A 22,327-nucleotide genomic window follows, 5' to 3' on the forward strand; every position below is an offset into this window, starting at 1 on the left:
TGGTGTCTCCGTTGCGCCGGCGTGGCTCAGGTCATCACGCCCGCGTCGATCGCGCCGGCGTCGAGCGTGAGCAGTTCGGCGGGATTGACGCTGCCATCAGGCTGTAGCGCCGAGATGGCCGCCACCAGTTGCGCCGATGGCTGCGGCGCGAGCGGGCCGGTGTCGATACGGTAGAGCTGCTGGATGTCGGCCGCGAGTACGCCGCTGACACCCTGAATCACGGCATAGACCTCATCGAGCGTGACGGGCTGGCCGAAGTCGCGCGTGTCGAACGCGTAGGCCGCGCGCAAGGCCGCGATCACGTCGAGCGGCACTTGCGTCGGGTCCGCGTCCGGCGTGCATGTGATCGCGAGCTTGAGTGTGAACGTGGCGCTCGCGTAGCTCATGACGCTCACGGGAATCAGCGGGTCGCCGTGGCTCGCGAGGCTCGCGGCCAGGTTCGCCTGGGTGTCGCTGCCGGAGGGAATCGCGCTGCCGTTCGCGCCCGCGACACTCAGGTACATTCCGCGCGCGCGCCCGCCTGCGATCCACAGCGCGCTCGCCTTGGCGATGCCGGCGAAGGCGCTCGCAAAGTTCGCGTAGTCGTCGACGGAGACGACGCGATCGAGTGTGAGGATAGGCAACGGGGCGTTGAAGCGGGCGCTGTCGATGGATTCCGGATCTTGACCGCCTGTCGATGCGTTCGCGTTGGTGACGGCGCGCACGCCGAGGGGACGGGTGATCAGCGAGGTCAACTGACCGGAGCGCAGATTGCCGGCCGTGCCGAGTCCCTTGCGATACTGCAGCCGCACGTTGTTCTGGCCGCCCGGCACGCGCGCGCCTTCTACGCCGTCGCCGAACTGGATCGTCGTGACGGCGGTGGCGTCCTGACTCAGCGAGTAGACGTGCGCGTTGCCGGCCTGCGCATAGAGCGCCGGCACTTCCTGCCAAAGCAGATCGTTGACGCGCACCTGCAGCGTCGATTGCGCGCCCTGCGCCGCGCTGGCGCTGGATACGTAGGTGAGCGGCGCCTGGCGCAGCGTGAAGCTCTGATTCGCCAGTGCGGCGTTGCCGCTGCCTGCGATCTCGGTGACGGTCTCGCCGTGCGTCGCGTCGGCCACGTTCGCGTTGATGGCGAAGCTCAACCGGTCGTAGCAGTTGGCGAGCGACGACTGAAAGCGCAGCGTCGTCGTGGTGGCAGTCGCCGTAACGGCGTCGGCGCCGTCGTCGAGCAGCGCGACTTCGCTCAACACCGGGTCACTCGCGAGCGGCGCGATCAGGAGCAGTGCGCCTGCGGGGGCGGTGAGCTGGATGGTCGAGCCGTCGTCGTCCTGCAGCGTCCAGCGCCACGTCGCGCTCACGCCCGTGCCAGGCAGTGCGTCGGGCGTCAGCAACTGCCATTGGCCCGATGCGCTCTGCTGCGCGGGCGGCGCGAGCATCACGAAGCTCTCACCGCCAACGAGCGTGCGAATCCTGCCGCTCGCGAAGCTGATCGTACTTACGTCGCGCGGTAACGCTACGCGTTGCAGTTTGCCCGTGATCGCGAGCGGACGGCCCGGCACGAGACCGGCCTGACTGGAACCAAGCGTCAGCGTTGCACCGAATACCGGGTAGTACAGAGGACGCGCACACGGTGTGAGTTCATCGCTTTGCAGGTGTGCGATGGTCGTATTGAGCGGGAACAGTTGGACATTCGTGGGATCTTCGGGCGCGAGCCGCGTGATCTTCGCGGACAGGCCGAAGTCGGCGCGCGACACCTGACTTGCCGTTTGCACGCGATAGAGCGTGTACCAGCGCTCGTAATGGAAGCGGCTGCCGACGTTGATCGGCGGCGTTGTTTTTGTCACTGGCTGAGTGATGCCGGGAAACACCGTCGCGGCGGCGTTGGCCAATGCCGTGGTGTTCGGTGACAGGGCCTTGAAGCTCGCGGCGGACACTGGCTGGGCGGCCGTGATCAGTTTGGAGAAGTTCGGCGTGTTCAGCACAGGTGCGATGGCGGAATCCAGGTCGCTCAACGCGCTCGATGACAACGTGCCAAGCAGCGCAGGCGAAGTCGTGTTGTCCGAGATTGTCTTGAGCGTGGAGGCGACGTCGGCCGTCGCCGCCGCGATTGCCGAGCCGAACGATTCGAGCAGATCGACGGGGATGCTGCCGTAATACAGTCGCGGATACGCGAGCACGAACCAGCTCTGGTTGACTGCCTTCGGAAAGAGCGCGTCGAGATCGACGGGCCCGCCCGTGCTCACCGCGTAGCCCGGCCACGCCGTGTTCGGCGGCGAGCCGTTGAAGAGGTTCTGGTTCGTCGTGGTGTAGAGCAGATTGGGATTGGGCGCGGCCTGCCCGAAGAGCGCCCCGCGCTGGCGGAACACATAGACATGCAGCGCGAGTGCGGGCGGCGTGCTCCAGCCGCCGTCGAGCGCATCGCTCCACACGAGCCGCGTGAGGCCGCGCGTGCTGTCCTCTTCGACGCGGTCGAGCCAGCGCACATCCGAGAGTCCGGTGTCGGTCGTCGAGAGATAGCGGTCGCCGCCGACGAGTGCGATGACATCGCCGGGCTGGATCTGCAAGCCGGTGCCCGCAACGTACAGATCCGTGCCGCCCGCCTGCACAGCGGGCCATTGCGCGACTTGCGCGGCGAGCGCGTTCCATTCGACAAGCGCGGTGATGTCCTCGACGGTCTCGAAGTTCTGCGGCGACTGGTTCGGGTCGGGCACGCTCTGCACGCGCGTGCCGGTCGGAATCGTCACCGGCTGCGCGGCGAGCGCGGGCTGGCCAGGCGACGTATCGAGCGTGAATGCGAGCGCCGCGCTCGCCGCGACGCCGGGCGCGGGCCGATAGCCGATCAGCTGCGCCAGCGCTGTCACGGAACGCAATTCGGTCGCCGTGCGCAAAAACGATTCGTTGACGATGCGTTCCTGGTAGAACGTGATGACGTCGGCGGCGCAAGAAAACGCATCGAGCAACGCGATGGTCCAGTCGTCGTCGGTGCGCGCGGTGAGCGGCGCGAGCGCGGGATAGTCGGTGCTCGACAGGCGCGCGAGCAGGCTCGCCTTGAAGGCCGGCTGCGTGCCGATCCGGTAGACCACGGCGGGCAGTCCGGCGTCGTTGGTCACGCCGGTCGGCGTCTCGGTGCCGATGCCCGCGCAGCAACCGCAATTTCCGGCGTCGCTCATTATTTGCCTCCGTGCAGGTCGAGGCGCAACACACCATGCTCGGGAAAGTCGGGATCGTTATCGAGCCGTGCGATCTCGTACGGGCCGATCGTGAGCTCGCCCGTGATCAGGTAGCTGCCATCGTTCGTACCCTGACGCTGAAACGTCGTCACCTGCACGGCGGCGACGCCGGGCACCGAACGCGCGGCCTGATAGATCTGGCTCAGATAGACGCTCTGGCCGAACGTGTAGTTGTCGGGCCAGAAGAGGCCCGTGCCGCCGCCGGGCAGACGCCGGTCGCCGAGCCGCGCTTTGAGCCGCTGTGCGACGTCGCTGCGGAAATAGTCGCTTTTCACGCACACGTGCAGCGCGATTTCGAGCGACACATAATGCGGCGCGCTCACGTCGATATCGACGCCGGCCATGCGGTACGGGTCGAGTTCGCCGGGCAACGCCTCGTCGATCTGCGTGGCATTGGCGCCCGCGACGGGATCGGCGGTAATGAAGACCGTGTGCCAGCTGCCGGTCCAGCGCACTTGCGCAACCGCACGCTGAATCGAGGGATCGCGTTCGGCGATCGTCGCGTAGTCATCGGCGGTGACGGCGCGCTCCTGCGTGCGGAATGCCTGCGGCGCTTCGCGACGCACCGTCGCTGCGTCTTCGGCGTCGACTCCGCCGCTCGCCGCCAGCGGATTGCGCACGCCGCTGATCGCGCCCGTGGTGCCGACGACATGGCCGATCGCCTCGGCGCCGACGTTGCCTGCGCTGCCATTGCCGATGCGGTAGCGCGCGGTGAACGCCGTCGTCGAGGGCGGCCGCATGCCGTACGTGCCGTCGCCGAAGCGCAGCGTCGCGTCGCCGCGCTCGTCGACTTCGACGACGAAATTCGCATCGAGCCCGTCACTCTGGAGCAGCGTGCGCGCGGCCTGCCAGTGCGTCGCGACGCCGTTGTAAGTGCTGGCCAGCAGGATCTGCGGGACGACGTCGTTCATGTCGGTGTCGACAACGTCAGCGGCCGGACCGAGCGGATCGTAGGGGGAGGGCAGCGTGCCGGCCGCGCCGCTTGCCACGACCGTGAGTTGCCCGGCGGCCTGGGTGAGGGGCGTACGCGAGAGCATCGGCCGGTAGCGCGGCGGCACCGGCGCGGACGGATTCGGATTGCACGGATCGCCACTGCAGGCAGGCACGTCCTGGAGTGACACTTGCGGCACGCTGCCGAGATTCTCGGGGAGGATCGTCTGCCCGTGATCGACGAGCACGAGGTTGCCGCGCGCGACGCTGATATCGACGAGCGGCAGCGACCCGTGCGCGGCATCGGTATAACCGTTCACGCAGAGCGGGAACGGCAGCGCGTCGGCATTACTCCAGCCGATGATCGTCACGGCCTGAGCGTTGAGCGGATCGGCGCCGCTCGCATCGACGCTCGTGAGGCGCACAAAATGGCGATGTGTCGGGTCGGCGTCGCCGGGCTCGCCGGTCAGCGGGCCGATGCGCTCTTCGAAGACGAGCACGTCACCCTTTTGCAGTTGCGCGAACTGGCCTTTGAGCGTCGCGCTGGTCGCGCCGATCGGCAAGCAGCATTGGTCGTCGCTCCACGTGTAGAACGACATCGTGTCGTGCTGCTGGTAGAGCGTCTGCTGATAATTGCTCGCTGCGAAGCGTGGTTCGAGCAGCGCTTCGAACACGAGTGGCGCGAGCAGCATCGCGTTGGCGAGCTGCGCACCCGGCGCGATCTCGAATGGAAAGTTCGTGCATTGCGTGAGGAACTGCAGCCCCGGCAGCGTGAGCGTGACACTAGCCGCCGATAGCTGGAGCTGCACCCAGGTGCGTGCGTTGCAGCCGTCGTGCATCGGATAGTCGACGAGCACGGCATGGCGGCGCAGCGAGACGCGTCTTCGCGCGGTGCCAATATAGGCTTCAGTCGCGATCGCGTCTTGTTGATAGCTCAGTTGGTCGCATGCGTAAGCGATCAGCTCCGCGACCGCGAAACCCGTGTCGGCCTCGCTGCCCTGTTGCCACTTCGGCACGAGTTGCGCGAGGCGATCGAGCATCAACTGCCGGAATCCTGGGTAGTCCTTCGCGAGATAGTTGATGTCGGGTACGGGCGCGTCGGCGGGCGAGCACGTCGAGGACGGGGCGCAGTCGAAGTCGGACGGACATTGGACCTTGAAGCCGAACGCGATCTGGGACAGACGCGGGTCGAAGTTGGGCGGCGGATCGTCGTCGCTCGCGGAGGTCACGAGGCGCAACGTGTAGGTCGAAAAGTCGCCGGCCACCGCGGTGCGCACGACGAGCGTGCGCGTGCCATCCGCGAGTGCGCTGACGAGCGCGAGCGTGGCGGCTTCGGCGGCGGCGGTGTCGGGCGGCGCGGGCGTGGCGAGCGCCGTCGGCGCGGGCGAGCCGACCGACGCCCATTGCACCGCGATGTGGGTCACGCGCTCGCCGCCAAGCACCTGCACGTTGAGCGCGGTGAGCGCGGCGTTCCCTGTCGGCAGCGGCTTGAAGCAGTGCACGAGCAGTGTGCGCTGGCGCAGCGGATCGGCGTCGGGCAGATCGTGATCGATGACTTCGAGGTAATCGATGCCATTGAGCGTCGGATGCGCGATCACGGCTTCGCGGCGCTTCTCGTCGCAGCAGCGCCACACGATGTCGGCGACGGGGATTGTGCTCATGCCGCGCCTCCCGCGCCTTGCTGGAAGGTCTGCACTTGCCACTGGCTGTCCTGCACCGAGCGGAACGTCACGGTGACGGACAGCGTGGCGTCGGTCGCCTCGACGTTGACGTTTTGCACGACGATCAGCGCGCCGAGCCAGCGTTGCAACGCGCTCTGGATCAGCACCTGGGTCGCGCTCGCGAGTTCGAACGCGTTCGGCGCGAACACGAGTTGCGCGACGCCGCAGCCGAAGTCGGGCAGCATGACGCGCTCGCCGGGCGCGGTGAACAGCACCTGTTCGATCAGGTCGCGCAGATGCGTGTTGTCGTCGGTCTCGGCGGTGCGTCCGCGCGGGTCGTACTGGTAGGGATAGGCGAGATTCACGGCGCGTCTCCGCTGTGCGATGTGCTTGGCGTGGGTCAGGTCGCGACCACGCGCGTCTGCACGACGACGGGCACGAGCGGCGTGCCTGTCGGCGCGCACAGCGACACGCCGCTCTGGATCGCGAGCGGCTGGCCGAGCGCGCTCACGCGCGTGGCGCCCAGCGTCCATTGGCCCGTCGCGCACGGGCCCGGCGCGGGCGACACGAACGGGCAACCCGCGACAGCCCACGGCGCGGCGATGGTCGCGACCGGCTGACCGCTCACGAGCACGCGCGGCACCGGCGCGGTGGGCAGCGCACTGCCGCCATGCGTGCAGAGCACGGTGGCGCCCATATGAAGAACGGGACCCGGCATGATCGCCTCCATTGCCCTAGATGACGGTCAGCGCGCCGAGGTTGATGTCGACTACGTTGGCGGTCAACGTGATCGAGGCGCCCTGGCCGTTCTGGATGAAGATGCCCGCATCGTTGACGACAAGCATCGCGCCGCTCAGGCTCTTCAGCACGACGCCGCCAGTGGCGGGCGTGGGCGGCGCGTCGCTCAGCATCAGCATCTGCTGGCCGAGCGTTTGCAGACAGATGTTGGGCGAGCCGGGGATGCCCGCGAGCGCGAGCGGCGGAATGTCCGATGGCGCGCCCCAGCGGCAGCCGACCCACACCGGTTTTGACGGATCGCCTTGCTCGAACTCGACCCAGACGCCGGCGCCGATCGGCGGCACCATATAGACGCCCATGGGCAGGCCGGTCGGCCCCGCGAGCGGCACGCACGGTTCGGCCCAGCTAGTCGGCGTGAGGTCGCTGACATCGGGCACCTGCAACAGCAGGCGGCCGCGCATCAACGGGTCCAGATTGTCGAGCACGGTGCCGCGAAACTTGCCATAGAACGTGCGCGCCTGCGCTTGGGTGGTCGAGGCTGTCATGGCGTGACTCCTGAGACGTTGGCGACAAGCCCGTCGCGCGACAGGCTGAAGTTCTGCTTGTATTCGCCGCGTTTGAGCGAATGGGTGACGGTGTTCACGTAGTAGAGGCCGTCGTAGGCGATGCCCGCGCCGCGCACACCGACCATCATCCGTGCGCGCAGCACCTGACCGTAGCGCAGCACGTCGAGCGTGCCTTGCGCCGTGATCGAGTCGTTGGCTTTCCACACGACACCGAGTGCCTGGTTGGCTGCCGCGGCGAGAGAGAGCGTCGCGCCGCCTTCGTAGAACTCGACTTTCGAGGGCGGCGTGATGCGCTGGCCCATTGGCGGACGCAGCACGCTGATGTCGGGCACCGGAATCGGGATCGGAATCTTGTGCGTGAACGGATCGAGGACGGTGACGACGGTGATCTTCTTTTGCGTGCCGTCGAGGCTGAAACTCAGCGTCTCCACGTTGGTCGCCGCGTCCGAATTCACCGTGAGCGCGGGCTGCGGATCGGGAATGCGAATGTCGGGTCCGAAATACGCGATGTTCGCGCCGGCCACGGGTCCGGGCTCGATGTAGAACACGTAGCCGCTTTGCTCGGCCAGTTGCTTCAGATAGGCGAGGTCGGTGCCGATGTGCGTCGGCACTTCTTCGGTCGGATTCGACACGTCGGGCAGGATCGGCGGCACGGCGATCGGCGCGATGCCGAGCACCGCGTATTTCGCGAGAATCAGGTAGACGCGCGCGATCACCGGCATCGCCGGATAGCGCATGAACGGCATCTCGACGAGGTCCATCATGCGGCTCAGGTCTTCGCCCGTGAGGGTGAGCGTCGATTTGCCGACGTCGTTGCTCGGCGTGAGCTCGTGACGCGTGACCACGCCATCGGCGATCACGTTCGGCTGGCCGTTCACGGTCACGATCAGGATGATGCGCGTGACGATCGGATCGAAGGCGCCCGAGGGCAGCATCGACGTGAGCAGCGACGAGCCCTTGCCGACCGTGAACGTGAGCTGAAAGCCGGTCAGTTGCGCCGAGGTCGTGACTTGCGCGGTCTGCAAGGCGTCGATCATCTCCTGCGGCGCCGGTTGCGGAACGACCGGGCCGATCAGGATCGACAGATGGATGCCGCCGTTGAGCATCACGCGCCTCCATTTGTGCTGCCGGTATTGCCGGTGCCGGATGGCACGTTCTCGGGCAACGTGATGCGCAGCACGCGCCCGAGCGTGTCGGTGAGCTCCGATGGGCGCAGCGCGCGGTTTGCGTCGCACAGTCGCCAGAAAAGCAGGGGGTCGTTGAAGTACGTGTACGCGAGCGTATCGAGCCGGTCGCCCTGCACGATTGTGTGGCGTTGCAACGGCACGAAGCGCTCAGGCGGCGGCACGACGCGGCGCATGAGGTAGCTCACGGTGCGGCCGTCGGGCAGCGTCATCGTGCAGGTTGGCACGCCGTAATAGCGGCTGTTGGGCGCGAACGCCTGGCTCGCCGCGGCTGAACCTTGCAGGATCGATTCGAGCGTGTTCAATGCGTTGCTGGCTGCGCTCATGGAATGCCTCCAATGCCGAGCGTCGAAAGCGCGGGCGAGGGCGCGAGGCCCGCAAGACGCTCCTTCGCCTGCAGATAGTTGAGAAAGATCGACGTGCCGCGATGCGTGAACGGCAGGTCGTCAACGGTGAGCGTGCGCAGGCCGAGACTGAGCTTGGCGCGGATCGGGTTGAGCGACGGATCGAACGCGTCCTCGGTGACGCTGAAGTCGGTCACGCGCACCGGCACCACGCGTTGCGCGCTCCATACGAACAGCGTGAGCGGCGATTCGCTCGGCGCGATTTCCAGCGTGCCCGCCTGCGCGAGCGTGTTCTGGTTGATGAGCTCGACCGAAGTGGGATTGAGCAAGGCTTCAAGCGCGGCGATCTGCGGCTGCAGTCCGTATTGCACGGTATTGGGATTCTGATCGGGGAATTCGAGCTGATCGGCGGCGTCGAGTTCGGCTTCGAGCTTGAAGGTTTCGATGGCGGGGCCCTTCAGACGCAGCGCCTCGGAGCGGTCGCCACCTTCGCTGATGCCCTGGATCTGCAGCGTGCGCGTGACGGAATCGGGGTTGTACTGCAAGCTGATCACGCGCAGGACCTTGCCCGTCGACGGATCGAGCAGCACGATGCCCGCTTTCACAAGGCGCGGAAAGAGCTGGCTCATCCCTTCCTCTCATCGGCGCTTGCGGAGCCAAAGACGTTTTTGAGCAGCGTCTGCGGATCGAGATCGGGTTTGGTCACTTCGATATCCGAAGGACCTGGCACGTCGAGGCCTTTGTCGGAGCGATAGGTAAGCGGCTTCTTTACCTTGATGCCGAGCTGCAGACCTGTGTCGAACGTGCGTTCCGCGAGCGTCCACTTCTTCTCGGTCTCCACCTTGAACGGGCCAATGCCCGCCGATGCGCGAACCGATGCTTCGAGCGCGAGCCGGATCGCAAGTGCGAGGGTCGCGGCGAAATCGGCGCTCATCGTGTAGGTCGACTTCTCGTAGGTGAGCAACACGTTCGACAGCACTTCGCCATTCAGGCTCGCCGTGGCGCTGACCGTCAGATTGCCGGACACCTCGGCAACGACGACGTCGAACACAATCGATCCCGTAATCGCACCGGTGATGTGCGCCGATGCGCCGATCCATAACTGTCCGCCGATCTTGAAGGACAGGTTGGTGTCGTCTTCGAGCGGATCGAAATTGGCCTCGGCCGAGGCGTTGCGTATTTCTCCAGGACCGATCTGGTAGCCCGCCGACAGTTCGCCTTCGATGCGCGCCTTCAATCCGACTGGCCCGATACTCGCGCCGGGAATCGGAATGCTGATGCCGGCTTTGAGCAGTGTCGCCTGGCCGCCGAAGCCGTCGAACAGATGGATCGGCTTGACGAACGCAAGCTTGCCGCCAACGTGCAGTTTCTCGTCCTTGTCGAGGGCGACGGAGCCCGTCGCCTCGACGCCTTCGCGCACGATGATCGTGACGGAGCCGTCGCCCGTGAATTTTTCGGTGGGCAGCAGTTCGATGTTGAGCTTGCCGCGCGCGCGGCCCTTCGAGAATTCGAGCGAGCCTTTGCCCGAGAAGCGGCCGTCGAGATAGTGGACTTTCAGCTTCGCATCGAACCCCTTGTATTTGAAGCCGACGTTGTCGAGCTCGGCTTCGAGATGCTCACCGTCGTATTCGATGTAGAGATCGATGGGGTGCATGCGCGGCACGTCGAAGGTGCCTTTGCCCCTGAACATCCAGCGGCCTTCGGCGTTGCGCAGCGTGAGTGACGCATTCGTCACGCGTGGCAGGTCGAGCGTGACGGTGCCTTGCGCGTCGATGGCGAGTTCTTCGCCCGCGTTCTTGAAGCCGATGCTCACGTCGCCGCTCTTCACCCACTTGAACTTCTTTTGCAGGTCGGCGGCATGGGCCGTGACACCACCTTTCCAGCCGTCGGTCTTCGAGTATTCGACGACGCCGGTCGCCTCGACGCCGGGCAAATGCGCATTGAGATCACCCTTGAAACGCGGGCCGTTTTCGTCGGCGCTGGCCGTGAGCTTCGCATCGAGCAGGCTCTTGCCGCCCGGCGCGTAGTTGAAGGCGAGCACACCCTTGGCCGAGAGCGTCGGCGCGAGGCCGAGCTCGATCGACGCCTCCGTTACCTTCGTGTTAGGCAAGGGCGGCTTGATCGTGTTCGGGTCGATCTTCTTCGCTAGACCGAAGCTGCCATCCTGCGACTTGTAGGCGACAGGGAGGCGTCCCAGCATCGGCACGGTGGAATCGATATGGCCGCTGAAATCGACGCCGGTTTCGGTCTCGGTGAGCGACGTGATCTCGCCGGGCGAGAGGTATTTGTAATAGAACTTGAGGCGCGTGTCCTTCGCGTTGGCGAGTTTGACGATGTGCGTTTGCCGCGCGACCGTGAGCGTGACGTTCTTGCCCTTGCCGGTTTCGCCTGCGCCGAAATCGAGCGGCAGGCGGGTTTCCTCGCGTGTATCGATGGTCGCTGCGATGACGTCGTGCTGTTCGTTGCTGTGCTGCAGTGTCCTGAAGAGCAGGCCCGGAACCAGCGTGGCGGCGGCGTTGTTGCCGAGCTCGGTGAACTTGACGATGCGCTTCGACGTGCGCGCCGATGCGAACTCGCCCGGCACGGTCATTTCCGTCTCGTGATGGGCTGCCGTGGCGAGCACGTAGGGTTGGGTATCGTCGCTGTCCGCGGCTTTGGCGCCGACTTTTCCGATCTCCGCGCATCGCTCGACGGCGAGGCACGAGGGCTGCTTCTTGTTGGCCTTCTTCTTGCACGCGGCCGGAGGTTGCGGCTTCGTGGTTTTCGGCGTGGCTTGCGCGAAGACGAAGCGGACTTGCTCGACCTGATCCGTGTCGAAGTCGTCCGATTTCTTGATCGACTTGGCGAGGCCCGACAGCTCGGCCCAGATCGTGCCGCCCGAGGACTGGTTGTCGTCGGGATCGAGCGCCTGGATATTCTCGTTCGTGTTGTTGCCGCCGAGTTGCAGCTCGACGATGTGATCCATCTCGCAGGTCTGGCCGTTGAGCTGCGGGAACGGCTTGTCGCCGCCCGCGTCCTGCCAGTTGTCGTCGGCGTTCTGCGATGACCAGCCGTGGCGATTGAGCCAGCGCTTTTGCAGCTGTTTCGTGCCCGCGCGCTTTTGCCAGAGCGCGGCCTGCGGGTCGTCGCCGAGCTGGATCGTCGCGCTGAGCGCACCTTGCCTCGCGAAATCGTTGTAGAGGGCGCCCGCATTGGGGCCCTTGGTCTTGGGCACCACGAACCGGTCGATGGCGAAGGAGCGCAGTCCTTTGACCGAACCATCAGTCGGGTCTTTTTTCGTCACGGTGAAGGTGAGCGCTCCGAGTTCGCCCGCGTTGTCCACTTTGACCTTCACATCCTTCGGCGTCTTCGATTCGGGCTTCTTCGCGCGCGCCACTGTCGGCGCGCTATGCGTGATGCGCGGCGGGCCCGCCGTTGCGGACGGGCGGCGCATTGGCGGCGCGTTCACGTGCGCCGGGGACATCGGGAGTGACGCGGGCCGGTTCGCGTAGGCCGCCATGTCGTCGCGTGCGCGTGCGGGCGTGTCGCGCGCGGCCCCGTGCGGCGGCGCCGCGCCTTGCTGCGCGACGTGCGCGAGTTCGTGCGCGAGAAGGCGTGCACCCGACTCGGTGCCGGGCCGATACTCACCGCTTGCGAACACGATGTGCTCGCCGTACGTGAACGCGCGCGCGTTGAGCGCGTCGGCGGCGCGCGCGCCGCGCGGCCCTACGTGGATGCGCACCGCCGAGAAATCGCGGCCGAAGCGTTGCTCCATGAACGCGCGGGCAGCGGTGTCGAGCGAGGCGCCGCGCTCGTCGAGCACGTCGGCAAGCGTCGTCGAGGTCTCATGGCTCGCCGGTCCGCGCGCCTTGCGCTGCACGGGCGGCGCGGTTTCGAGCTTGCGCGGCGGCGCAGGTGGAGGCGCGCTCGCGTGCACGTCGGTCGCGCTCGGCGGTGCCGGGGCGGCGAGGGGCGCCGCGGCAGGCGCGGTGGCAGCAGGCGGCTTGGCGGAACGCGCGGCGTCCGCGCCTTGGGCCGGCGTCGCGAGCGGCGCGGGCTTCGTCTTCATCGACTGCCTGAAGCGGTCCAGGTCGGCGCGCATGCGTTCGGTGTCGGCGCGATATTTCGTGCGCTCGTCAGCGGCCGACGGCTTTTTCGGCTCGGGCTCGCCAGGAAGCCGACCGCCAAGCGTCGCGCCGACGTAGCTCGGCCGTTGTATCGGGCCTTCGTAGCGCAGGCCGAGATCGAGCCCGCTGTGACCCAGCTTCACGGGCGGCGGCTGGAACGGCAGCGGCGATTTCCCCGCCGCGAGTCCCGCGATCGCGCTGCCCGCCATCACACCGGCCGCTGCCGCGCCAGCGGGGTCATTGACGATGCGCTGGCCTTCGTCGCTCGCGGCGCCGATGATCTGTTTGCCCGGCGGCGTCTGCGCGAGCGCTTCGGCCACCTTGGCCGCCGCATCGCCGGCGCTGCTCGCGGGCGGCGGCTGACTCTTGTCCTGCGGATCGCGCTGCAACGTCCCTGTCGACGCACTCAGCCCGGCGGGCGGCGCATGGCGCATCACGGCATCGGCGGCGTGGTCCGCTTCGTGTTCGAGCGCGTCGCCAGCCTGCGAGACGCGCGACTTCTCCTGGCAGTACGGACAGCCGTCCTTGTGCGCATCTTTCGCCTTGCGTGCGAGTTGCGGCGGCGCGCGACGCAACGGAACGAAGCCGCGCGCGCTCATGTCACGCTCCGGACGAGCGCCTCGGCGAGCGCGCGTGCAATGTGGCGTGGATCGTCGTCGCGGATCGATGCGCGCAGCACGGTCACTCGCGTCGTGCGCCACGTCGCGCCGCCCGCGCGCGCGGCGAGTTCGGTGCGCAGATGGGCGAGCACACGCCGCGCGGTCCACTCGTCGAGGCCTGCGAGGCGCAGATGCGCGATCTCGATGCGCACGTTCATCGCGCGTCCTCCCGCAACCAGCTTTCCTGCCACGGTTTGTCGAGCTTCGCGCATTCGGCGCGCGCGGCCGCGATCACGTGTTCGAGTTCGATCGTGCCGCTCGTTTGCGCGGCGCGGCATGCGGCTGACCACGCGATGGCCGCGATATGGCCGCCCGCGATCGGCAGGCGCGCAAGCCGCACGAAGGGCAGCGCGGCGCACGGTGCGTCGGCGGGGAACGCGCGGGTCCAGATGTCGTGACGCGCCGCCTCACCCGGGAATGGAAAGCGCACGACGAACGCGAGACGGCGCAGGAACGCGGCGTCGAGCGCGCGGTCGAGGTTGCTCGTGAGGATCGCGAGTCCGTTGAAGGCTTCGATCCGTTGCAGCAGGTACGCAATTTCGAGGTTCGCGTAGCGGTCGTGGCTGTCCTTCACTTCCGAGCGCTTGCCGAACAGGGCGTCGGCTTCGTCGAACAGCAGCACGGCGCCGCCCGCGTCCGCGGCGTCGAATACGCGCGCGAGGTTCTTCTCGGTCTCGCCGACGTACTTGCTCACGACGCGCGAAAGATCGACGCGATAGAGATCGTGTCCGAGTTCGCGCGCGACGATGCGCGCCGCGAGCGTCTTGCCCGTGCCGGGCGGCCCGCTGAAAAGCGCGGCGATGCCGTGGCCGCGTCCGCCGCGACGCGTGAAGCCCCAGGCGTCGCCGACCACGGCGCGCGCCGCCGCGTGTTGCGCGAGGTCGCGCAACTGGCCCGCCTGCTCGGCGGGCAGCACGAGGTCGTCCCAGTTCACGGGTGAATCGATGCGATCCGCGAGCCCGCTCATGCCTGCTGCCGTGAGCGCGCGGCAGGCGCTTTGCGCGGCGCGCTCCGCGCGGGCAGCGCGGGCGTCGTCGTCGTTCGTGGCTGACGTCGAAGGCGTGTCGATTGCGATCTGCTCGGGCGCGTGGCGGAACTCGGCCGCGAGTCGCAGCGCGCCATCGCGGTCGAGCGCGGGATGCGTCGCACGCCAGCGCGCGGCATGCGCGACGATGCCGCTGCCGCCGATGCGCAGCAGCTTTTGCGCACGCAGGCCGTCCAGCGCGGGCGGGGTATCGGCGGCGACCACGCAGGTGGTGAGCCGTTCGAGCGCATGCAGCCAGCGCGCGGGCCAGCCGCTCGCATCGACGACCAACACGTTCGCTGCGAGCGCTGCTTCACGCCGCCAGCGGCGCACGAATTCGAGCGGATCGGGATCGGGTTGTTGCGCATCGGGCAGCGTGAGCAGCCACGCATTCGCGTCGATGAGGCGCGCCGCATCGAGGATGTGCGCGCGGCGTTCCGCGGCCGTGCCGCCGCATAGCACGACAAGCGGATCGTCATCGTCGGCGAGCGCGCGGGCGAGGGCGTCGGCGAGCGCCGGATCGCGCGGCGGCGTGACCGCCCGGCCCGGTAAAGCGCTCAGCCACGGCGCAAGCCAGGCGTCGATCGTCATGACTTCGCACAGCGCGAACACCACGCGCTCGTCGGCGTACAACGCGCGTGTGGCGAGCGCACCGTCGCCGCCGAAGCGCACGAGGTCGAACGCGCGCAACGGTGCGTCGGGCGCGAGCGCGGCGGGATCGGACGCGCCGAACAGACGCCACGCAAGCGCGAGTGTGGGCCACGGATGGCGCACGTCGCGCGCCGTGATGAGCGCGAGCGCTTCGCCGTCGAGGTCGGGCGCCGCGGCGAACAGCAGCAGGGCGCGAGCGAACGCCGACAGCCCGAAGCGCTCGGCCAGCGCGTCGAGCGCGGAGTCCGGCGCGGCGGGCCAGGCTCCCGCCACGTCGCCGCTGAGTTGCGTCTTCAACCAGTCAAGCTGGCGAGCGAGTCCGCTTGCCGCGTTCTCGCGCGAAGTGCCGGCGTCGACGACTTGTTCGAGCGTGCTCATCACGTCACCTCGATCGATGGTTGGCCGGGGGCGCCGCCCGAGAGGTCGACCGCGGACTGCGCGCCGTCGACGCTCAGCCGCACGAGCGTCGCGCCGGGCGTGAGGTCGGTCGGCACGGCTACGCTGATCGTGGCCGTCGTGTACGGCGGTACGGCGGGCTTGGTACGCGGCGCCACCGCAGCGGCGACTTCGCCGAACAACACGCTCACGTCCTGATCGAAACCGACGGGCGGCGTGACAGTGAGCGTGAGTGGGTTGCCGCGCCCGATCGTCAGCGGCAACGGATCGAAGCGCGGAATCAGCATGAACGCGACCGAATTCGATTCGAAGCCCGAGTGCGTTCCGCCACCTTGCGCGCCGAAATCGACGGACTGAATCAGGTAGACGGGCTGCACGCCCGCAGGCACGGTGTCGGGCACGCTCACCTGCACCTGCGTGCCGGTCGCGCCAGCGAGCGCGTTGGCGTTGACCGCGCCGATCTGCACGGTGGTCACGCCGGGTTGCCACAGTTGCGAGCCGGTGAGCGTGAGCGTGTCGCCCGCCGCTGCCACTTGCGGCTCGATATCGTCGATGCTCGGGTTCAGGAACGTCTGCACCTTGAGATTGGCCTGCGCCACCGGCTTGGCCGCCGCAACCTGGCTGGTCTGCTGGATCAGCACGCACGACGCCACATACGCGGCACTCGTGCGGTACTTCGCGCCGAACGCGGTCCATAGCCGCGAGATCTCTTCGGTCGAGAGCACCTCGGGCGTGAGCTTCACGAGTTCGAACTGATCGGCGAGACCCGACGTCGCAATCGCTCGCAACTGCGGCGGCAAGGCATTGGGATCGGGTGGCGTGACGCCCGTGAGCGCTGCGCGCAGCCCGTCGCGCGATAGCTGCGGCGTGTCGTGGAGCACCTGCATGCCATAGCCGAGCAAGATCTCGGAGTGCAGCTCCTGTGCGCCATAGGCCATCAGCAGATAGTGGAGATCGAGCGCGAGCGGCGGATTGGAAATGCGGTTGCCGTCGCTGCTGAATGCCGGGTAGCCCATGTTGCGCCACGCGGCGTTCTCGATCACCTGGTAGAGAAACAGGTTGAGCTGGCTGCGCGCGTCGGCGCCGTCGACGGGCACGCGATCGGGCGGGAGCGCCGTCACGGAGACGTCGCCGACCTGGGCCGCGACTTCGTCGTCGAGCACGCCATCGGTGAGCAGGTTCTTGAGCGCCTGCGTGACTGCTGCGACAGCGAGTGCCGTGCTCATCGCTTTGCGCTCCTTTGGGCGAGGTAGTCCGCGAGCGTGAGACGCGGCGTGCTCGCGGCCGTGCGCGACGTGCCGCTCGTCACGCGTGGCGCGGGCGGCGGCGCGACTTCGACGCGGCCAATGTGGATGTCGATCTGCAATGGGGCAACCGGTGTAGCGGGTGCGGGCGGTGGGCGTGCGCTTTCGGCGTGCCGCGGGTCCGCGCGGGGGACTTCCGGGTCCGTGCGCCTGCGCGGCACCGATACGCTCAAACGCTCGATGTTCCGCGCACGCGCTGCCGGTGGATTGGCGGTGCGCTCGTTCGCAATCTGCGCGGGCGGTGTCGCGACGCGCGGGTCGCGTGGTGCGCGATCACCTTCGTTTTGCCGAAGCGCGAGCGGTGCTCGCGCCATTTCAGACGCCGCGCGATGGGGCGCGACGAGGTCGCTCTGGTCCATGTCAACGTCGCCGCGTGGCTGGACGTCGCGCGACGGTTCGACGAATGCGACGTCCTCTTGTTGACGCTTGTGGGGTGGCGTCGCAGGCGTTGTGTCGTTGTCGATGGCGGGATCGAGATCGGCGCCGGCAAAGTCTCTGTGCGGCCGGATGCGCGCAAGCTCGCCGCGCGCACGCGCCAGCACGCCGCGAATGAAGTTCATGTGCCCTCCGCGCGCGCGAGATAGAAGCTCCGCCGCCATGCGCTCATCGCGAGCACGTCGGCCTCGCGCCAGCCGTAGGCGCGGCACAGTCGCGCGATGTCGTCGAGCTGGTCTTCGACCCAATGCCGCATGCGCTCGAACACGAAGGCGCCGGCGTCGAGCGGCACGGCATCGGCAGCGCCACACGCGGGGCAGACGAGATCGAGCGTGAGATTGGCGAGCGGCGCAAGCGCATCGAGCCTGGCCTCGCATTGCGCACGCAAGGCTGCGGGCAGATCGGTTGCGGCGCGTGCTTCGCCGTTGTAGCGCGCGCTCGTCACGCAGCGGCTAAACAATGCCGCTTCGCTGGCTTCCCCCGCCGGGAAGTCGAGTGCAGCGAGCACGTCGCGCGTATCGGGCACGCGCAGGCCGATTTGCCACGCGCCGTCGCGCACCTCGGCGATACCCGTCGGGACAAACTGCAACGCGGCGAGCGGCACGCAGATTTCCATGCGCTCGCCACATTGCGCGCAGATGGTCTCCGCGTCCAATGCAGCGCCCGCGACGCGCGCTGCAAGGCGCAGTGCGTCGTGTTCGCGCGTGCCGACGTCGAGCGCAAGCGGATCGTCTGCCCCTTCGCGCAGCACGGCGACGAGTGTGGCTGTGCGCGTCGCCGCCGGCTGCGCGAGTGCTGCCTCCCAGGTGCTCATCAGCGTATCGAGGTCCATGATCCGTGCGCTTGCGCGCTCAGTTTGGCGGCAGCGTGAAGCTCGGTTCGGTCGGTTCGATGACCGACGTATCGCGTTCCCAGCCTTCGTTTTCAAGCTTGATGTGCTGGATCGCGACTGCATTGGCGTTGGCGTCGAGATCGGGCAGCGCCTGATACTCGGACACCCATGCGCGATAGACCTTGTACGCAATCGCGAGCTGTCCTGCTTCGTTGTAGACCTCGAGGATCAGGTTCTTGCGGAAGTCCTTGAGCGACACTTCCGCGCCGAGCCCGGCGCCGAGATCCCACACTTTGTTCGCCCACTGCTCGAACGCGATGTCGTGCGTGACGCCGCGCTCGAGGGTGAGCGGCTCGTGCTTGGTGCGGCCCGGCGATTTGCGCGGCGTCGAAGGATCGCCGCCTTCGCGGTGCTCGATCACCTCGGTCGTGCGCTTGAGCGCGCTGCACTTCGACACGCCGGCCACGTAACGGCCATCCCACTTGAGCCTGAACTTGAAGTTCTTGTACGGATCGAAGCGTGTCGGGTTGACGGTGAACTGGGCCATGCGGACTCTCCTAGGACGCCTGCGCGATCATCTGCTGGATCTGGATCACGACGAACTCGGCCGGATCGAGCGGCGCGAAGCCGACGAGGATGTTGACGATGCCATTGCCAATATCGGTGGGCGTGGTGGTCTCGCTGTCGCATTTGACGAAGTACGCATCCGCCTGGCTCGTGCCCTGGAACGCACCCTGACGAAAGAGGGTCTGCATGAAGTCGCCGATATTCATGCGAATCTGCGCCCACAGCGCCGGATCGTTCGGTTCGAACACGACCCATTGCGTGCCTTGATACAGGCTCGATTCGATATAGAACGCGAGGCGGCGCACCGGCAGGTACTTCCACTGGTCCGCGAACATGTCGGCGCCTCGCAGCGTGCGCGCACCCCACACGACGAGACCCGTCACCGGAAAGTTGCGCAGACAGTTGCCCCCGAGCGGATTGACGATCCCGTTGTCCGCGTCGGTGATGAGCGCGGGATTGATGCCGTCGTAGGTGAGCGCGGAGACACCGGAGAGCGACGCATCGATGCCCGCGGGCGCCTTCCACACGCCGCGCTGCGCGTCGGTGCGCGCGTAGATGCCGGCGACTACGCCGCAGGGCGCGAACGATTGCAACTGGTTCTGATAGTTCGGGTCGGCGATCAGGAGGCGCGGGAAATAGATCGCGGCGTTGTCGGCCGGGGTGATTTTGGCGGCGCTCGTGAGATCGTTTGCCGCTTGCGAACTCGAGGTCCAGCTCGAAGGCCCATCGACGATCACGACGGCGCGCCGGGGCGCGCAATACGTGACGGCCGCGTCCCATGTAGTCTTTAGCAGATCGTTTCCGATATCGCGTGTGAAAGGCGGGATGCATAGCAGATTGAAGATCTGCGCCTTGTCGAGCAAATAGAGTCCCGTTCCCGCGCCGAGCGCGCTTGCGCCGACCACCTGCTCATCGCTGATGGCAACCCCGTCCGAGCCGCTTTTGAAGACGCCGGCGGCCGCGTTGGCCGAGGTCGTGCAATTGGCCGCCGCGAACGGATCGTCGCCGGGGTTGAGGTCGTCGTTCTTGGGAGGCACGTTGGCGCCGGTGACGATTGCGCGAACCAGCATCGACTGTTGCTGGAGGACGGTCACCACATAGCGCGCATCGGTCGACACGATCGACAGGTTGCGCCACATTTCGATGACGCCCGTACCCGCATCCTTCACGAACAGATTGAAGAGATTGGGGTTGGTCGGCGGCGTACCGGTCTGATAATCGATGTGGAAGCACAGTTGGTCGCCCCACGAACCTTCGTTGGCCGCCGTGAGCGTGAAGGTGGCGGAGAGCACGAACTGGGTCGCGCTCGCGGTGTTGACGACGCGGCAAATCAGCGCCTGGGTGCCGCCGTTCTGGAAGAAGTGCTGCACCGCATAGCTCACGGTGCTGTCGACCGACAGTCCGCCGTAGTAGCGCGTGAAGTCGCCATAGCTCTGCACGAGCAGTGGCTGGTCGCTCGGGCCGCGCAGCGTGCGGCCCACGAACGCGGTGATCGACGTGGCGACGCCGGTGATGATGTGCTGCCCGCTGGGCAGTTCTTCGACGTAGACGCCGGGAGAAGTCAAAGCGACGGGCATCGTAGTTCCCTCGTTGACGGTTGATGGAGGAAGCGCCCGCTTCAGCTTGCGTTGCGGCCGACGAGCACATGAATCACGATGTCGCCCTCGGTGTCGCCGCCGTAGCTGAAGGCGAGTTGGGCGCTACCGTCGCCGAGCAGCGACACCGCACCCGAGCCGACGAGCAGCAGGGTGCCGTCGAGCGCGGCGGTGATCGCGCCCGTCTTGTAGGTGAGTTTTGGATCGTGGATCGAAGGCTTGATCATGAGCAGCGACACGCCGGACCAGTTGCCGGGGCCGACGCTCAACGTGGCGCCCTGGGCCTTCGTCACGGTGACCTGAAGCTTGTCGTAGCCGTCGACGGCGGAGGTGCCAGCGTGGGACAGTTGGGGTCCGCCCGTCGCGCTCGCGGAAAGATTCCAGTTGAGCTTCTCTGACATGGTGCCTCCAGCCATATGGGCGCAGTAGTCGACATTCGGCGCTACGGATGCTTGTGCGGCGGCCTCGGCAGCGATCCGGCCGACCAGACCGTATTGCCATCGGGCAAGAGCGTTCTCGTGATCCGGCCTTCGCTCGCCAATTGCTCCAGCGCGGCTTCTACGAGCGCAAGCGCCACCTCGCGCTCGGGAAGCCACCAGCGCTGGATGCCGCGTGCGCTGTCCGCGGCAGCGGGGTGCTGCTGCAGATAGTCAACGATGCGCGACTTGATGGATTCGAACGTGGGGTCCGCACTATTCATCGCTGCCCGCCTGCGTGATGGCGCGCATCACGCAAGCGCCATACCAGTGGCGCGGCGACACAGAACGGCAACGGGAAAGAAGAACGGCGCGGCGATACGCGAAAGCGCAGGCATGGCGAATCCGCCATATGGGAAACCCCCGGTGAACACGCGCGAGCGGGGCGAAGCGCGGCACACGGGATGAGGCTTTCGTGCCTCACCCTTGAGGCGAAATCGGGGCCGCCATTCGATCGGCGGGATTGAGAAGAACCACACGTGGGACCGTCGTGGCGAATGTGCTTTTCGCTTGCTTGCCGAAGTAGCGCCCCTCCGTACGGTCTGCAACGCGATGTACGTGTCTCGCGTTAGCAAACCGTCGGATCGCAGGCACATCCGGAGGAAAGGGAGCAACTGCGGCACGCGAATCAAACACAAAAACGGCATTGCCCGGCGAAAATTATCGACTATTCTTTCAGTGGGGTTACGCGTGTTCGCGCCGATCGCCGGCCACGCGCGCACGCTCTACCGGCTTTCCAGCCGTCGGCCAGTGGTCTATCTGGCATATCGATCATTTTGTTTGCAGTCCTTTTTATCTCAACAGGACGCGGTGTGTCTGGACGAGCCGCGCGTGCCAGAAGGTGAACGCGATGTCTTCCTTCGACCAGCTGCTCCTGCAGACCATTCAGACGCCGGGATTGTTGTCTCCCGATGCGACGCTCGACGAGGAGCGCAAGCAGTTCGAGAGCGAACATCCAGAACCGCCTTTGCTGGTGCTCGATATCGCGCCGATTTCCGATCGCGCGATCAACATGATCATCGCATTCGAGGTCACGAGCGAAGCAGCGTATAACCGGCTCTATCAGCACCCGACCTGGCCAAAGGGCAACTCGGGCGTGACGATCGGCATTGGATACGACATCGGATATACGAGCGCCGCGCAGCTTGCGAAAGACTGGACGGCGTCGCTGGGCGCGGCGGCGTTGACGACGCTCACGCCGGCATGCGGCAAAACGGGGCCGGCGGCAAGCCAGATTCTGCCGCAAACAAAATCCGTGATTGTCCCGTTCCCGGCGGCGGACGCAGTTTTTCGCCAGACCGACGTACCGCGCTACACGTCGCGCACGCTTGGGGCACTACCGGCAGCCGCGGCCAACCTGAATCCCGACTGCCTCGGCGCTCTGGTTTCGCTCGTGTACAACCGTGGCGCGTCGTTCAACGCCGTCGGCGATCGCTACACCGAAATGCGCGCGATCGGCAACGACATCCAGAATCAGAAGTTAGCGGATATTCCCGCCCAGATCCGCTCGATGAAGCGTTTATGGGCCGGAGATCCGAATATGGCCGGCCTCGTACAGCGACGTGAGCTGGAGGCCGTGCTGTTCGAAGAGGGGCTTGCCGCGTGAGTGCGGTGCGAGGCCCCCGCGCAGGCAGCACGCGAAGGAGA

At 66.8% G+C, this 22,327-nt stretch carries 19 protein-coding genes; 1 reads left to right on the forward strand and 18 read right to left on the reverse strand.

Annotated elements, in window-relative coordinates; genetic code table 11:
* Positions 1 to 26: 26 nt before the first annotated feature.
* Genes JMY28_RS19755 through JMY28_RS19840 form a run of 18 tightly spaced genes read right to left on the reverse strand, consistent with a single transcriptional unit; the run spans position 27 to position 20,904 of the window.
* Positions 27 to 3,152, reverse strand: coding sequence for a putative baseplate assembly protein (locus tag JMY28_RS19755; RefSeq protein WP_201697599.1), 3,126 nt, complete (start codon positions 3,150 to 3,152; stop codon positions 27 to 29).
* The gene (locus JMY28_RS19760) at positions 3,152 to 5,803 is read right to left on the reverse strand and encodes a putative baseplate assembly protein (protein WP_201697600.1); all 2,652 of its coding nucleotides are present in this window, start codon (positions 5,801 to 5,803) and stop codon (positions 3,152 to 3,154) included. Before JMY28_RS19760 ends, JMY28_RS19755 begins: the two co-directional genes overlap by 1 nt.
* The gene (locus JMY28_RS19765) at positions 5,800 to 6,168 is read right to left on the reverse strand and encodes a GPW/gp25 family protein (RefSeq protein WP_201697601.1); all 369 of its coding nucleotides are present in this window, start codon (positions 6,166 to 6,168) and stop codon (positions 5,800 to 5,802) included. The genes JMY28_RS19760 and JMY28_RS19765 overlap by 4 nt, the downstream gene beginning before the upstream one ends.
* Positions 6,169 to 6,203: 35 nt before the next feature.
* On the reverse strand, positions 6,204 to 6,521 hold the full coding sequence (locus JMY28_RS19770) for a hypothetical protein (RefSeq protein WP_201697602.1): 318 nt from the start codon (positions 6,519 to 6,521) through the stop codon (positions 6,204 to 6,206).
* 16 nt (positions 6,522 to 6,537) lie between these two features.
* Positions 6,538 to 7,086, reverse strand: a complete 549-nt coding sequence (locus JMY28_RS19775) for a phage baseplate assembly protein V (RefSeq protein ID WP_201697603.1) — start codon at positions 7,084 to 7,086, stop codon at positions 6,538 to 6,540.
* Entirely contained in the window at positions 7,083 to 8,213 is a 1,131-nt protein-coding gene (locus tag JMY28_RS19780; protein WP_201697604.1) for a hypothetical protein, read from the reverse strand. The genes JMY28_RS19775 and JMY28_RS19780 overlap by 4 nt, the downstream gene beginning before the upstream one ends.
* On the reverse strand, positions 8,213 to 8,617 hold the full coding sequence (locus JMY28_RS19785) for a LysM domain-containing protein (protein WP_236596942.1): 405 nt from the start codon (positions 8,615 to 8,617) through the stop codon (positions 8,213 to 8,215). The genes JMY28_RS19780 and JMY28_RS19785 overlap by 1 nt, the downstream gene beginning before the upstream one ends.
* The gene (locus tag JMY28_RS19790) at positions 8,614 to 9,264 is read right to left on the reverse strand and encodes a hypothetical protein (RefSeq protein WP_201697605.1); all 651 of its coding nucleotides are present in this window, start codon (positions 9,262 to 9,264) and stop codon (positions 8,614 to 8,616) included. The genes JMY28_RS19785 and JMY28_RS19790 overlap by 4 nt, the downstream gene beginning before the upstream one ends.
* A complete protein-coding gene (locus JMY28_RS19795; RefSeq protein ID WP_201697606.1) occupies positions 9,261 to 13,340 on the reverse strand; it encodes an eCIS core domain-containing protein in 4,080 nt (1,359 codons plus the stop codon). Before JMY28_RS19795 ends, JMY28_RS19790 begins: the two co-directional genes overlap by 4 nt.
* Entirely contained in the window at positions 13,337 to 13,558 is a 222-nt protein-coding gene (locus JMY28_RS19800) for a hypothetical protein (protein ID WP_201697607.1), read from the reverse strand. The genes JMY28_RS19795 and JMY28_RS19800 overlap by 4 nt, the downstream gene beginning before the upstream one ends.
* Positions 13,555 to 15,453 carry an ATP-binding protein gene (locus JMY28_RS19805; protein WP_201697608.1) on the reverse strand — a complete coding sequence of 633 codons (1,899 nt, stop codon included), beginning with the start codon at positions 15,451 to 15,453 and terminating at the stop codon, positions 13,555 to 13,557. Before JMY28_RS19805 ends, JMY28_RS19800 begins: the two co-directional genes overlap by 4 nt.
* Positions 15,453 to 16,697 carry a DUF4255 domain-containing protein gene (locus JMY28_RS19810; RefSeq protein ID WP_201697609.1) on the reverse strand — a complete coding sequence of 415 codons (1,245 nt, stop codon included), beginning with the start codon at positions 16,695 to 16,697 and terminating at the stop codon, positions 15,453 to 15,455. Before JMY28_RS19810 ends, JMY28_RS19805 begins: the two co-directional genes overlap by 1 nt.
* The gene (locus tag JMY28_RS19815; RefSeq protein WP_201697610.1) at positions 16,694 to 17,335 is read right to left on the reverse strand and encodes a hypothetical protein; all 642 of its coding nucleotides are present in this window, start codon (positions 17,333 to 17,335) and stop codon (positions 16,694 to 16,696) included. Before JMY28_RS19815 ends, JMY28_RS19810 begins: the two co-directional genes overlap by 4 nt.
* Positions 17,332 to 18,042: a hypothetical protein gene (locus JMY28_RS19820; RefSeq protein WP_201697611.1), complete on the reverse strand. Its 711-nt coding sequence runs from the start codon at positions 18,040 to 18,042 to the stop codon at positions 17,332 to 17,334. The genes JMY28_RS19815 and JMY28_RS19820 overlap by 4 nt, the downstream gene beginning before the upstream one ends.
* 19 nt (positions 18,043 to 18,061) lie before the next feature.
* Positions 18,062 to 18,589 (reverse strand): phage tail protein, encoded by a 528-nt coding sequence (locus JMY28_RS19825; protein WP_201697612.1) that lies wholly within the window; start codon positions 18,587 to 18,589, stop codon positions 18,062 to 18,064.
* Between the two features lie 10 nt (positions 18,590 to 18,599).
* Positions 18,600 to 20,186: a phage tail sheath family protein gene (locus tag JMY28_RS19830; RefSeq protein WP_201697613.1), complete on the reverse strand. Its 1,587-nt coding sequence runs from the start codon at positions 20,184 to 20,186 to the stop codon at positions 18,600 to 18,602.
* 41 nt (positions 20,187 to 20,227) lie between these two features.
* Positions 20,228 to 20,605: a hypothetical protein gene (locus tag JMY28_RS19835; RefSeq protein ID WP_201697614.1), complete on the reverse strand. Its 378-nt coding sequence runs from the start codon at positions 20,603 to 20,605 to the stop codon at positions 20,228 to 20,230.
* Between the two features lie 41 nt (positions 20,606 to 20,646).
* Positions 20,647 to 20,904, reverse strand: coding sequence for a hypothetical protein (locus tag JMY28_RS19840; RefSeq protein WP_201697615.1), 258 nt, complete (start codon positions 20,902 to 20,904; stop codon positions 20,647 to 20,649).
* Positions 20,905 to 21,530: 626 nt separating this feature from the next.
* Between JMY28_RS19840 and JMY28_RS19845 the strand changes: the two genes are divergently transcribed.
* Positions 21,531 to 22,286, forward strand: a complete 756-nt coding sequence (locus JMY28_RS19845) for a lysozyme family protein (protein WP_201697616.1) — start codon at positions 21,531 to 21,533, stop codon at positions 22,284 to 22,286.
* The last annotated feature ends 41 nt before the right edge of the window (positions 22,287 to 22,327 follow it).

Origin of the sequence: Paraburkholderia hiiakae, from assembly GCF_904848665.1 — a bacterium.
GTDB classification, from domain to species: domain Bacteria; phylum Pseudomonadota; class Gammaproteobacteria; order Burkholderiales; family Burkholderiaceae; genus Paraburkholderia; species Paraburkholderia hiiakae.

Coding starts and splice junctions, on each gene's coding strand:
- JMY28_RS19810 (WP_201697609.1), bottom strand. CDS start 16,697: ATGAGCACGGCACTCGCTGTCGCAGCAGTCACGCAGGCGCTCAAGAAC.
- JMY28_RS19795 (WP_201697606.1), bottom strand. CDS start 13,340: ATGAGCGCGCGCGGCTTCGTTCCGTTGCGTCGCGCGCCGCCGCAACTC.
- JMY28_RS19775 (WP_201697603.1), bottom strand. CDS start 7,086: ATGACAGCCTCGACCACCCAAGCGCAGGCGCGCACGTTCTATGGCAAG.
- JMY28_RS19820 (WP_201697611.1), bottom strand. CDS start 18,042: ATGGACCTCGATACGCTGATGAGCACCTGGGAGGCAGCACTCGCGCAG.
- JMY28_RS19785 (WP_236596942.1), bottom strand. CDS start 8,617: ATGAGCGCAGCCAGCAACGCATTGAACACGCTCGAATCGATCCTGCAA.
- JMY28_RS19835 (WP_201697614.1), bottom strand. CDS start 20,605: ATGTCAGAGAAGCTCAACTGGAATCTTTCCGCGAGCGCGACGGGCGGA.
- JMY28_RS19755 (WP_201697599.1), bottom strand. CDS start 3,152: ATGAGCGACGCCGGAAATTGCGGTTGCTGCGCGGGCATCGGCACCGAG.
- JMY28_RS19825 (WP_201697612.1), bottom strand. CDS start 18,589: ATGGCCCAGTTCACCGTCAACCCGACACGCTTCGATCCGTACAAGAAC.
- JMY28_RS19800 (WP_201697607.1), bottom strand. CDS start 13,558: ATGAACGTGCGCATCGAGATCGCGCATCTGCGCCTCGCAGGCCTCGAC.
- JMY28_RS19805 (WP_201697608.1), bottom strand. CDS start 15,453: ATGAGCACGCTCGAACAAGTCGTCGACGCCGGCACTTCGCGCGAGAAC.
- JMY28_RS19845 (WP_201697616.1), top strand. CDS start 21,531: ATGTCTTCCTTCGACCAGCTGCTCCTGCAGACCATTCAGACGCCGGGA.
- JMY28_RS19830 (WP_201697613.1), bottom strand. CDS start 20,186: ATGCCCGTCGCTTTGACTTCTCCCGGCGTCTACGTCGAAGAACTGCCC.
- JMY28_RS19770 (WP_201697602.1), bottom strand. CDS start 6,521: ATGCCGGGTCCCGTTCTTCATATGGGCGCCACCGTGCTCTGCACGCAT.
- JMY28_RS19790 (WP_201697605.1), bottom strand. CDS start 9,264: ATGAGCCAGCTCTTTCCGCGCCTTGTGAAAGCGGGCATCGTGCTGCTC.
- JMY28_RS19815 (WP_201697610.1), bottom strand. CDS start 17,335: ATGAACTTCATTCGCGGCGTGCTGGCGCGTGCGCGCGGCGAGCTTGCG.
- JMY28_RS19760 (WP_201697600.1), bottom strand. CDS start 5,803: ATGAGCACAATCCCCGTCGCCGACATCGTGTGGCGCTGCTGCGACGAG.
- JMY28_RS19780 (WP_201697604.1), bottom strand. CDS start 8,213: ATGCTCAACGGCGGCATCCATCTGTCGATCCTGATCGGCCCGGTCGTT.
- JMY28_RS19840 (WP_201697615.1), bottom strand. CDS start 20,904: ATGAATAGTGCGGACCCCACGTTCGAATCCATCAAGTCGCGCATCGTT.